This is a genomic window from Williamwhitmania taraxaci, assembly GCF_900096565.1.
Lineage (GTDB): Bacteria > Bacteroidota > Bacteroidia > Bacteroidales > Williamwhitmaniaceae > Williamwhitmania > Williamwhitmania taraxaci.
In genome coordinates, this window is sequence record NZ_FMYP01000008.1 from 1 (window position 1) to 12,309 (window position 12,309).

Annotated in this window: 9 protein-coding genes and 1 tRNA gene; 4 read left to right on the plus strand and 6 right to left on the minus strand. The window is 42.1% G+C overall.

Annotation, left to right across the window (positions count from 1 at the left end):
- Nucleotides 1-704: 704 nt before the first annotated feature.
- The 5 genes from BLS65_RS03285 to BLS65_RS03305 form a co-directional block, all read right to left on the minus strand.
- Nucleotides 705-1,916 (minus strand): site-specific integrase, encoded by a 1,212-nt coding sequence (locus BLS65_RS03285; RefSeq protein ID WP_092435825.1) that lies wholly within the window; start codon nucleotides 1,914-1,916, stop codon nucleotides 705-707.
- 162 nt (nucleotides 1,917-2,078) lie between these two features.
- Nucleotides 2,079-2,149 (minus strand) — tRNA-Gln (locus BLS65_RS03290).
- A gap of 68 nt (nucleotides 2,150-2,217) precedes the next feature.
- Complete coding sequence (locus BLS65_RS03295; RefSeq protein WP_092435828.1) at nucleotides 2,218-3,837, minus strand: PspC domain-containing protein; 1,620 nt, start codon at nucleotides 3,835-3,837, stop codon at nucleotides 2,218-2,220.
- Between the two features lie 10 nt (nucleotides 3,838-3,847).
- The gene (locus BLS65_RS03300; RefSeq protein WP_092435831.1) at nucleotides 3,848-4,174 is read right to left on the minus strand and encodes a PadR family transcriptional regulator; all 327 of its coding nucleotides are present in this window, start codon (nucleotides 4,172-4,174) and stop codon (nucleotides 3,848-3,850) included.
- 5 nt (nucleotides 4,175-4,179) lie between these two features.
- Nucleotides 4,180-4,761, minus strand: a complete 582-nt coding sequence (locus BLS65_RS03305) for a PspC domain-containing protein (protein WP_125869755.1) — start codon at nucleotides 4,759-4,761, stop codon at nucleotides 4,180-4,182.
- 323 nt (nucleotides 4,762-5,084) lie between these two features.
- On the opposite strand from BLS65_RS03305, the gene BLS65_RS03310 reads away from it, so the two are divergent.
- Nucleotides 5,085-5,900, plus strand: a complete 816-nt coding sequence (locus BLS65_RS03310; RefSeq protein ID WP_212590495.1) for a DUF2797 domain-containing protein — start codon at nucleotides 5,085-5,087, stop codon at nucleotides 5,898-5,900.
- Between the two features lie 111 nt (nucleotides 5,901-6,011).
- Here the strand turns inward: BLS65_RS03310 and BLS65_RS03315 are convergent, their stop codons facing one another.
- Nucleotides 6,012-8,321: a cache domain-containing protein gene (locus BLS65_RS03315; protein WP_092435837.1), complete on the minus strand. Its 2,310-nt coding sequence runs from the start codon at nucleotides 8,319-8,321 to the stop codon at nucleotides 6,012-6,014.
- Nucleotides 8,322-8,769: 448 nt separating this feature from the next.
- On the opposite strand from BLS65_RS03315, the gene BLS65_RS03320 reads away from it, so the two are divergent.
- From BLS65_RS03320 to tsaB, 3 genes are all read left to right on the plus strand, one after another.
- The gene (locus BLS65_RS03320) at nucleotides 8,770-10,164 is read left to right on the plus strand and encodes a TolC family protein (protein WP_092435839.1); all 1,395 of its coding nucleotides are present in this window, start codon (nucleotides 8,770-8,772) and stop codon (nucleotides 10,162-10,164) included.
- A gap of 61 nt (nucleotides 10,165-10,225) precedes the next feature.
- Nucleotides 10,226-11,557 carry an efflux RND transporter periplasmic adaptor subunit gene (locus BLS65_RS03325; protein WP_092435841.1) on the plus strand — a complete coding sequence of 444 codons (1,332 nt, stop codon included), beginning with the start codon at nucleotides 10,226-10,228 and terminating at the stop codon, nucleotides 11,555-11,557.
- Between the two features lie 6 nt (nucleotides 11,558-11,563).
- Entirely contained in the window at nucleotides 11,564-12,268 is a 705-nt protein-coding gene (tsaB, locus tag BLS65_RS03330) for a tRNA (adenosine(37)-N6)-threonylcarbamoyltransferase complex dimerization subunit type 1 TsaB (RefSeq protein ID WP_092435843.1), read from the plus strand.
- Nucleotides 12,269-12,309: the final 41 nt, after the last annotated feature.

Sequence of the window (12,309 nt, forward strand, 5' to 3'; positions counted from 1 at the left end):
CTTTGGCCACATGCTTATAATTTCATAGCAACTTACCACCGTAACAGAAGCCTTTTTGCAGGTTTTTGCCGCTGTATGGGGTCATGATTTAATCGTTGCTCTGTGTTTGTTAGGGTTGCACTTCATCCTCGGGAGATTGTCTCTTTATTCCCTACTCCTCTTATGTGTTCTACTCAAAAAACTATGTGCTCGATGGAATGCGCTGCAAAATAGGTTAATGTGATGTTTCGAACACATAGAACACATGATTTCCGCTATTTTCACTCCCCTCATAAGTCCGAACAATACAGGTTTATCAACGCTTGATTCTGCTGTAATACGTCGTATTGCTTACTATAATTGCGATTAGGCAATTGGATGTTGAGCGTTCATTAATAGCTATATACGGAGGCTATTCAGTTTGTTATCCTATTAGAATATGAGTAAGGTGCAGTAAATGAGCGCTAAGTGAATTTTGGTCTATTTCTTTATCGCTCAATATCAGTAGTTTGCTACATTTTGTGGTGTTATTAATACGCTGATTGTGTTATAATATGCATTAAATGAGCGCATAATATAATTTAACACATTTCATAGCGCTCAATATCAGTGATTTGATATAATTAATTGCATGTTTTTTAGTCTCGCTGTTTTGTAATACTCAGTAAATGAGCGCAAATGGAGTTGTTGGGTTATTCATTGCGTGGATACAGATCACCATACGATTACTTGGATGTATTACTATCTACCTCTTCGAAGCATTTGTTAAGTGCATCAATTGCACTTTCCTTAGATTTTAGTGAGGTTTTGGCATAAATCTGTGTGGTTTTCGAATCGTTGTGACCTAGTAGTTTTCTCACGGTTTCTAGATGAACCCCTGCATCAAGCAATTGCGTTGCAAAAGTATGTCTAGCGCAGTGAAAAGTTATTGTCTTAGTAATGCCAACCAAATCCATTGCCTCTTTAAGATAACGGTTAAGTGGTTGGTTTGTATAAACTTTGAATAGTTTGTCTTCATCGAATGTTTTATTGGGTATAAGTTCAAGAGCCATATTGCTAAGGGGTATTTGAATTGCCTCTTTAGTTTTGTGCATTACAAACTGTAGGTACGACTTGCTTGTTCCATTCTCACTGACGTGAATAATGTGCTTAAAGCGAAGCTCAGATATATCCTTAAATCGGATACCCGTGTAGCATGCAAAAAGAAAGGGAACTAAGGCTGTTTTGATCGTTTTATGCGTATTGGGACTATAGTGAATTGCTTTTAGTTTTAAGACCTCATCGTTTGTTAGGTATTCCCTTGTTCCATCCTGTGCCGAGAATTTGAACTTTCTAAAAATATTGTCAGCGATCAGTTCTTCATTTATTGCCTTGTTTATTACTGCTTTCATAAAGGCGAATATTCTTGCCCTCGACGATTGGCTATTGCCATCCACAATGTTCATGTGTTCTTCAAATCGCTGTAAGAATGCAAGATCAATGCTTGTAAGAGAAATATCACCCTTTGCAAATTGCTTTACCTTGGATATACATGATTTACGAGTTCTATAGGTATCATAAGAACCATTATTTCGATACATTGACTCCACATATTCCGTTGCGTAATCTATAAATGACAAGGTTTTCTGGCTGTGCGGAACTTGATAGGCAACATCGAAAGCATCAAAGGTTAACTGTTTCCGGTTTATTCGGTATTCAAAGAGAATCTCCTCCGCTCGTTTAAGGCATGATTCAAGGGTCAGATTCTTGTTGAAATGGGCTGGGTCGCCCTTTCTTACCTTACCATTCTTTTTGTCCCAGTAGCTGGACTTAACGGAAATACCAAGCGAAAACTTTTTGGTCTTCCGATTAATAGTAATTCTTAGGTAGAGTGGATTTGTTCCGTCTTTTCTCTTAAAATCTTCTCGAGAATAGATTTTTGCTGAGTAGCTTTCCATAGAAATTGTTCTTAGCGATTGGGAAACGATTGGGAAACATTTCGCCAAAAACAATGGAAATAGGCCTTGAAATTCTTAAACCGATAAAAGTAAAAAACCCCTGAAAGGGGCGTTTTTACTAATCTCGTTGAACATCAGTTTTGCAGACTGGAGTTTTAGAAGTTGACCTACCAGGATTCGAACCTGGACTAACTGAACCAAAATCAGTAGTGCTGCCATTACACCATAGGTCAGTGCCGCATTTTATTGCGGTGCAAATGTAATACAAATCCTCTTTTTTGCAAGATGTTTTCAAAAAAAACTACTCTTTTCGAGCGATTTCTCTTAGCCCATTCTCCGTCATTTCGTAGTATTTGCCTGACATATAGCCCGAAACATAGGTGTGGCTATAGGGCGAATTGTCCAATAATTTTTTCGTGTTGGCATCAAAGTAAACAATGCTTCCCTCGGGAAGTGTTAAGTTGATGGTTCCCTTCTGAAACCGCCACTTGTTGGTTTTGGAGAAGGTTATCACGGGGTCGAGGTTGAGGGTGGTTCCATCCTGTGTAACCGAAATGTCCACTGCCTCAGCATTTACAATTGCTTCTGGCTTATTCTCGCCACAGGCAAACCGGTCGAGCCAAGCCGAGATGGGCTGATCTTTCCCGTTCTCTATGTTCAGGTTCGCTAGCCTAAGTAGGGTTTTTCCATCGGAGTAAAGGAAAAATGGTAGATCATCCGAATCGTCATCGTTTCGGGAGTTGAAATCGCAGCAGTCGTCTATCAATGCCATATCGTTGGCACGGATTATTAGGGTGTCTGTTTTTTGGGCTGTTATGCTTTGGTTGGTTTTTACCCAACTGTTCTTCTTAAACTCTTTTATTTCCGAGATGCTGAAGAATGTGCCCACAATTAGCGCTGCAAACCAGAGCCCAAGTGCACTGTAGCCAATAAGTCGGTCGTTGGCTTTGAACCGGAAGGCCAGCCGCAAACCAAGGTAAATGAGCCCCAGTGTTGGTATTAGAATAAGCGCGGTGGCAGGAATAGTAACGCCCCAGAATCCATCGGTTCCCACAAAAATTGCGGCAAGCTCTCTAATGTAAATATCGCAATGGGTAGTCATATTGGTTACTAGACTACCACCTGCATCAACAAACATTAGCATGAATAGCGCAATTACGAGTATTACTCCTACGGTAATAAAAATTAGGGAGAATATGGCAAAAATTACCTTAATGAAAACTTTCAGAACCTTGACGATGGCCATGAGAAGTTCACCTAGGAAAAGTCCCAGTTTTTCCAAGAATCCGCCATGTCCGGTACGGGCTTTCATGCTGCCCGATGCCTCTTTGAACTCCTGTGCTACCGAACTTTTTACACCGTTGATGTCGAATGGCTTACCATTCATCTCCATTAGCTGGCGATGCGATTTTGCCTTTGGAACAACTACCCACAAAATGAGATAGAGCAAAATGCCAAATCCATTAAACCAGTGATGCTTCAGTATTGGGAAAACAAACAGGATAATGAAGGCCACACGGAACAGAATTGGGTCGGTATTGAAGTAGGTGCCAAGTCCGGAACAAACTCCCGCAAATACCCTGTTAGTTCCGTTGCGGTACAATCTTCGGGAATACCGTTCCCTTGGCTCCGCATTCTCTTTAGTTGTGGGTTCATCTCCAAACTCAATTTGGTCAGGAAGGCCAACGCGTTCGATTACTTTTCCAACAATATCAAAGGATATTGGCTTGGTGGAACCATCGTTTAGTTCCACTAATATTTCGGCAATTCGCGCCTCAATATCCTCTGTAATTTCAGAGGCATCTTTCCTTCCGGTTAGGTGCTTTCTAATATCGGATAAATAGGCACTAAGGCTATGGTGAGCGTTTTCTTCGAGTTGAAACGAAACTCCACCAACTGTTGCATGAATTATCTTTTCCATGGTTATGAGTCTATTGTTCGCGTATCTTTTTTACGGTATCCACCAGCTCTGTCCAAGCCTGGTCGAGGTCGGAGAGAAATTCTCGTCCTTTCTCGGTAATAGCGTAGTACTTCCTTGGTGGACCTTGAGTGCTCTCCTCCCAGCGGTAGCTGAGCAATCCCTGGTTCTTCTGCCTGGTGAGCAGCGGGTAGAGCGTTCCTTCCACCACAATCATTTCCGACTCCTTGAGCTGCTGAATGAGGGAGGAGGCATAGGCATCCTGCTTCGAAAGTATGGAGAGTATGCAGTACTCCAGCACGCCCTTTCGCATTTGGGCTTTTACGTTTTCTGCGTTCATGGCTCTTATTTTTTTTGTGAAAAGACTTCGTTGAACTCGTTGGTTACCGCCTTACGGATATTCTCCACGGTTATGGGTTCGCCTCTCATCTCCAGCTTTTGTGCAGGGGTAATCGCTTTCGGTATGGCAATCCAGAGCACGAGGTAAATTAGAATACCGGTTCCAGCAAAGAGAACCCCAAGGACAAATAGCAGTCGGAAAATTATGGGGTCAATTCTCCAGTAAAGCGAAATACCAGAGCATACACCTCCTAGAATACGGTTTTCGGTATCGCGATAGATTCTCCGATACGCTCTGGGTGTAACTACCGTATTCGTATCCGCGAATGTTTCGGCCTCATCGGGTTTTCCCATTATCTTAATAGCACTCTCAACCAACGAAATGGAAACTACCGTGCCAGCAACCTTTATGCTCGCCAGAAAAATTTCTGCAATACGGGACTCCATGTCGTCCAAGATTTCCCGCTTGCCCGGATCCTCAAATAAGTTGGCCTCCCACGACTCAAGGTAGGTTCTTAGAATATGGTATGCATCCTCATCAATTACGAATGCTTGACCACCAATGTTAACGTTCATAGTGTTTTTCATATCTTTTAGAATTAGGTGATGCACTGAATATGGTTATGCAAACATACAATTAAATATTACTACCATGCACAACAAGGTAGTAAAAATGTGACAATATTTTGACGAACGGATGCTTTATTGTTTCAAATTTGGATGGCGCGTTTGGTAGGAACGCATTAAGGTGCTGTAGATGTTGTATATAGTGAAAAGTTGTTTTGTCACTTCTGTTGTGCTGATAATTCGTTCGATCCATTTTATATTGAATTGTAAGGGAAATTTTTTTGGATGTCGGTTAATCGGCAGAGAGTCTTTTTGTTTTTCCTAAATTGCCAAAAATTTGACGTATGAGCAGTGTAGGTGTTTTACGGAAAATGAAGGTGGCGTATGCCGTTGGTGATCCTCAGGTAAACTATACCCTTGTGCTCGACAATGAGGATATTCCCATGAATAGGCTACTTGGAACGGCCATTCGATTGTCGTGGACAAATCGTATTCTGTGCCTGAATTGTGGTAAAACCACAAAGAAGAGTTTTGGCCAAGGCTACTGTTATCCCTGCTTTATTAAGATACCGGAAACGGAGGCTTGTGTTCTTAGGCCGGAGTTGTGTCGTGCTCACCTTGGCGAAGCTCGCAACATGCAATGGGCCGAGCAACATTGTCTTGCCGATCATTATGTTTACCTGGCAGTTTCCGGTGGGCTAAAGGTTGGGGTAACCCGTAAAAGCCAAATACCTATACGGTGGATTGATCAAGGAGCCTCTCGGGCAGTTCGCATTGCGCAACTTCCCAACCGATTTTTGGCCGGATCGTTGGAGGTTGCGCTCAAGGCATACTTTTCCGATAAGACCGATTGGCGCAAGATGCTCCGAGGTGTTGAACCCGAGGAGATTGATTTGGCTGGACAACGAACACTTTCGCGGGAGCTTTTTCCACAGAATCTGCTTGATTATTTTCTTCCTTCCGACGAGATTTATGAGATTAACTATCCCGTGTTGGAGTATCCTACCATCCTTAATTCGGTCAATCTTGAGAAGGTGGGGATAGTTGAGGGCGTTTTAACCGGTATTCGAGGACAATACATTATGCTCGACAAGCAAAGGGTTATGAATATTAGGACATTTAGTGGGTATGAAATAATTTTTGAAAAGGTTGATTTGTAGGTATACCGGTTTTTGAGTTCCTCTTCTTGCGAGTAATAAAATAGACAGATTATATTCAGAAAAAAAGCCACTGGTTTTCCAGTGGCTTTTACTTCGCTATACACAATGTGGTTAATGTTTTTTCTTTTGAGCGTCGGTTACGTCGGTAGCAATTTTAAGAATTGTAGTTATTTCGCCGTGCTCGTTAAAAATAGGAGTGTAGGTTTCGATCAGTGTCAAATCGATGCCGTTAATTTTTAGCTTTGTGGTGTGCTTCTTAATCTTACCAGCAAGTAAGGTATTCCAAAATTCATCGTATGTTTCTTCTTCGTAGGTAGACATGTCCACACCATCGGAATGGTGGGTACCTACAATGTTTTCACGGCTGACACCAAGCAGATCGAGGTAGGAGTCGTTTACGCTTCGAATATATCCACGAATATCGTATTCAATAACGTAGTTGGAAGCGTTAAGGGCATTAATCAATCCTTCCATTTCAGTTCCTTTTCGGGCCGACTCTTCTTGTGTTGCCTGCAGCTCTTCCATGTTCTGACGCATCTCCTCTTCTTGTGCTGCCATGATTTCGGCTTGCTGCTGCGATTGTTCTAGGAGAACCTTAGTTTTTTCGTTAACGCGAACCGAGTGAATTGTTGCCGCAATATTTTGGGCAATTTTCTCGACAAATTCGATTTGGTATTTTTCAAATTTATGAAGGGAGGCGATCTCCATAACACCGAGAATAACCTCTTCTGTTTTAAGTGGAACGAGAAGAAGGACATTAGGATTTGCATCGCCCAGTCCACTGGTTATTTCAATATAATCTTGGGGGATTTCGGTTAGGTATATGGTGTTGCGTTCGGCTCCACATGTACCAACAAGGCCTTCGGCCTCCTCGTATGTTTTTGTAAGGTATTTTTTTCGGTCGTAAGCAAAGGCTGCCACCATTTCGTAGAATACGTTATGCACATCGTCCTCGTTTTTCACAAAGATTCCACCCTGAATTGCATTTAGGTAGCGAACCAAATGCTTTATAATATTGTCGGAAAGGGTTACCATTCCATCGTTGGTTTGGCGTAGTATCTCAGTAAAGGAAGCTAAGCCTTGGTTGGCCCATTGAATTTTTGCCTCTTCCTCCTTGCGGGTTTCCTCTTCGAGTTTTGCTTTTCGTAGGCTGTCGCGCATGTTGAGCAGGGCTTTGCCTAAAATATCCTCATTGCTGAGCAGGTTGATGTCAACGGAGAGGTTCTCTTGGCCGATTGCGGTTGCAAAGTCAGCCTTATCAACCAATCCATCAATGGATATATTGAGCGCCTTGGTCATATCGTCCATTTCATCGCCAGTATGGATATCTTGCTTCATGCTGCGATCAACCTTACCGGTGGCCATCTGAGCCAGACTCTTAGTCACCTTTTCGATGGGAAGGGTGATGCTGTTGGCCAAATATGCAATAACCAAAACGAGTATGAGCAAACCTAAAATTCCGGTAATGATTGAAACATTATAGGCGTGGTTTGCATCCCTCAGCATCGATTTTAGGGGAACGGCAATGCCCAAAGTCCAAGGAGTCAGTGTTTGCCCCACCTGCATAGGTGTATAGGAATAGTAGTATTCTTCTCCATTTTCATTAAAATCGGTAAAAGAAACTTTCTTGCCCTTACGCATCTGTTCGAGAATTTTATACTTCTCGTTCATTTGCTTGCGGAAATCAAATTCTGATTGGTTTTTGCCAACTTTTGCGGTATCCGGGTCCGAAACAATCATTCCATCTCCGGAAAGCATAAAGGCGTAACTTCCCTCAAATGGTTTTATGTTTCGAACGTACTCCTGAAAGCGTGTGAGCAGTAAGTCTACTCCAATAAGGCCAATATATTTCCCTTTTTCGAACATGGGGCATACCAAGGTGGTCATCAATCCTCCTTTTTGGAGAAGAGAGATGTATGGTTCTGCTATGTTTTCAACTCCCGCAGCTTTCATTGCAGCGTAGTGCGGTGGATCGCCAGTAAGGCTTCTTATCTCCGATTTTGTCAAAATTTCACCGCCTTCGCGCCAGCAGAGGTAGAATTCTCTTCCGTAGGGTTTGTTCCATGTGGGATCGAGGTTGCTCAACTCCCAACTATCCCAAATGGCATCCATTTGCGGATTACGTTGAAGAACGTTTAGATACATTCCCGAAAATAATTTTTTCCATTCCTCCCGAGGAAGGTTACGGTATTCCAAGAACGACTGTGAGAAGGTTCTCACCACGGAAAAATCTGCATTCAACTTATCCTGAATGTTTAACGCCGATTCTTGTATTCGAGCATCCGCCAGATCGCGAGCGCTGGAAACGGCTATGTTTCGGGCCGAAATGCTTATGTAGCCTATGGTGGCCACAAAAATAACAATTGATGTGCTGAGGATGAAGAGTTGTATCTTCTGGCGGATTTTCAGTTTGATAACCATAGCGGTATATTTTGGCAAACAAGCAGGGTAAACTTACTACTTTTTTTAAAATGGTCAACGCTATTTTCGCGTATCCTTGCGATTATTGTTACATGTATACTGGTTGATGAGCGTTAGTCGATGGTATATTGTAGTTGTGTTGTTGGGAATTTGTTTTTTTTGTGTGATTACAAATCGTGCCGCAGTCCCTTTTATTTTAGCTGGAATTGTTGAATATCATTATCTTATTTTGATGTAATACCTCAAAACTAAGTGATTTCTACTGTAAAGAAAAACCTGATAACCATGTAAATTGATTAGGTTTGAAAGTATTTGAGCTTATGTTCCAACTTTTTTTTACTTTTATGAGCATCAAATTATCTTTATGCAGATAGTTTTTCAATAGGAAGCTAAACTATTAATTGTTACTATCATCCAATAACCTGATTTTTATCGAAAAAAAATTGCCATGCAATTACAACGTATTCAATTAAAATGGAGTGTTGTGGCATTGATGCTTCTTGTCGGCCACTCTTCTTTTGGACAGACAGAACCGGCCACAGATTCAACCACAAACGGTTGGAGTTTGGAGCAATGCGTTCGCTATGCACTCGAGAATAATCTCAGCATAAAGAGTCAAGATTTGAGCCTAAAGGTTCAGGAGAACACTTATCGAGCCTCGCAATATAGCCTTTTACCCTCGCTTAGCGCTGATGTGTCTCAAAGCACAACAATTGGAAGGGCGGTAGATCCTACCACCTACACTTTTGTGGATAAAACAGTAATGAACGGTAATGGTTCCATCAGCGCAAACGTCGTGCTATTTAATGGCTGGCAAAAACAAAACACCATCAAGAAGAATCGCTACGATTTGCTGGCAACCAGCAGTGAGTTTGAGAAGTTGAAAAACGATATTTCCTTAAATATTACGGCCGCTTACTTGCAGATACTTCTCGATGAGGAACTTTATCGGGTTAGCGAGGATCAGCTAACTCTTACCCAACAACAGGTTGCACAAACCCGCAAATTGGTGGATGCAGGTAAAGTAGTGCTTGGAAACCTTCTCGATATTCAGGCACAGGAGGCCTCTGAGGAGTTGCAATTGGTGAACTCTAAGAACAAACTCGCGCTTTCTAACCTACAGCTTATCCAGCTGCTCGACCTGACCGATACCACGTTCAGAATAGCTCAACCCGCTCTTGATGGCTTTGATATCGCTCTTGTTACTTCCGATTACAATTCGGTTTATCCTATTGCCGAGGGTTACTTGCCCCAGATAAAAACAGCGCAATTTAGGGTGGAAGGTGCCAAAACAGCTATCAGTATTGCTCAGGGAGGTTACTATCCGCAGCTAACGCTTGGAGCATCTTACGGCTCTAGCTATTCCGATAATCGCGATCAGGTAACGGTTGTAAATGGAGTGCCAGTATCCAAGAGTTATCCGTTTTTTGACCAGTTGCAGGATAACAAAAATTTGGGTGTCTACTTCCGGTTGAGTATTCCAATTTTTTCTGGTTTCTCTACGCGCTATAATGTGAGTAATTCAAAAGCGAATTACCATAGGTCGGTAATTGCTCTTCAGGTGGAAAAGAATAACCTTTATAAAGAAATACAGCAGGCTTCGTCCGATGCCGTTGCTTCCTATAATCGATATACTGCCAGCAACAAATCGGTGGAGACCTTAAACCAAGCATTCAAGTATAACGAGAATCGATTCAATGTTGGGCTAATCACCTCATTGGAGTATAATACGGCAAAGAATAAGCTGGCTAAGGCGCAAAGCGACTTGTTGCAAGCACGCTACGAGTATATCTTTAAGACAAAAATTATGGACTTTTACAGGGGGAATCCTATTAAGCTCTAATTTGCGTATAGTTAATGTTTGATTTTACTACAAAAAAAGACGATCGATAAAATTTTTCAAGATGAAAAAGAAAAACAACATTTTAAAATATGCGATATTGGGTGTCGTAATTGTTGCCCTGCTTCTTGTTGTCGGAAAGTCGGCTGGCTGGTTAGGCAAGGAAATTTCTGTAAAGGTGGCCATTGAAAGACCTACTAAGCGGACAATTGTGGAAACGATCACCGCCAACGGTAAAGTCCAACCGGTAAAGGAGGTCAAAATAAGTCCAGATGTATCGGGCGAGATTGTGGAGTTAATGGTTAAGGAGGGTGATAAGGTAAATAAGGGTGATCTTCTTGTGAAGATTAAACCTGACACCTATGTTAGTGGAATGGAGAGAGCTGAGGCTGCTCTTAATTCTTCCAATGCTCGATTGTTACAAACTGAGGCACAACTCCAAATGGCAAAACTTGCCTACGATAGGAACAAGGAGTTGTTTGCTCAGAAAGCAATATCGCAAGCTGATTTCGAAAGTGCCGAGTCGCAATTTAAGGTTGCCAAAGGCGATTATGAAGCGGCTAGGTTTAGCGTTAAGAGTGCCGATGCCACCGTAAAAGAGGCTCGTGAAAGCTTAGCAAAAACTACCATCTATGCTCCTGTGTCGGGAACTATTTCTAAACTCAATGTTGAAAAAGGTGAGCGCGTGGTAGGAACCATGCAAATGGCTGGTACTGAACTAATGCGCTTGGCGAACCTGAACAATATGGAGGTTCGTGTGGATGTAAATGAGAACGACATTGTTCGTGTTAAGTATAACGATACGGCACTAATTGAGGTGGATGCCTACATGGGTAGGAAATTTAAAGGAATTGTTACCCAAATTGCAAACTCGGCTAGTGTTCAGGGTGGTTCGGCCGATCAGGTAACTAGTTTCGAAGTAAGAGTTCTGTTATTGGAGGATTCTTACGCCGATTTAACAAAAAAGGGGATTGCTAACCCGTTTCGTCCGGGTATGTCCGCCACGGTTGATATACAAACTGAGCGCAAGGAAAACGTTATGACCTTACCTATTCAGGCCATCACTATTTTGTCCGATACTACCAAAATGGATATGGAAAAGAAGTCGGGTAGCAAAGAAGAAAAGAAACCAGAGGCTAAAAGCGGCTCGGTGGATGCCAAAAAAAGCGTTAGCGATAAACCGGTTGAGGTTGTCTTTGTTGTGACTAAGACAAATAAGGTAAAGCACTATGCTGTTAAAACGGGTATTCAGGATGATTCCTACATTGAAATTATATCGGGCCTCACCGATTCGATGGAAGTAGTTATTGCTCCTTTTAGTGTAATTTCGCGGCGGTTAAAAGATTCTGTTTTGGTTCAAAAGGTGCCAAAAGATAAACTGTTCGAAAAGGAATAATAGTTAATGGCCTTAGTTTTAACGATTGAAACAAGCACTGATGTGTGCTCGGCTGCCCTCTCTAAAGATGGGCAGCTTTTGTGTTACAGAGAAAATAGCGAAGGATTCTCTCATGCTGCTTTGCTTGCGGTTTTTATAGATGAACTTCTGAAAGAGGCGGCTGTAACACCAAAGCAACTTAGCGCAGTATGTGTGGGCCGAGGTCCTGGTTCTTATACCGGTTTGCGAATAGGCGTTTCTACAGCCAAGGGGATCTGCTATGCGGCCGAATTACCCCTAATTGCAGTAGATAGTTTGCTTTTGATGTGTTACGGTGCAATGGAAATGGCCAAAACCAGATTGGGTGACTCTAACTCCTTTTTGCTTTGTCCTATGATTGATGCTCGTCGCATGGAGGTTTACAGTGCGCTATACGACGAAACTTTTCAATTGGTCGATCCTGTAAAGGCCGTGATTATTGAACCTTCCAGCTTTGCCTCGTTTTTGGAAAAAGGAAAGGTTGTGTTTTTTGGCAATGGCGCGGCTAAGTGTAAGGAGTTTATCGATCATCCGAATGCGATTTTTCTAGAAGGTAATTACGCATCAGCAAAAAATCTTATTACTCCGGCATTAGATGCTTTTAAAAACAGTGATTTTGTGGATGTAGCCTACTTTGAACCCTTCTATCTAAAGGATTTTGTCATAACTACTTCAAAAAAGAAGTACTTTTAAAAACGGTAATACGTGAGATATAAAAAGCAAAGCCCCGGAAA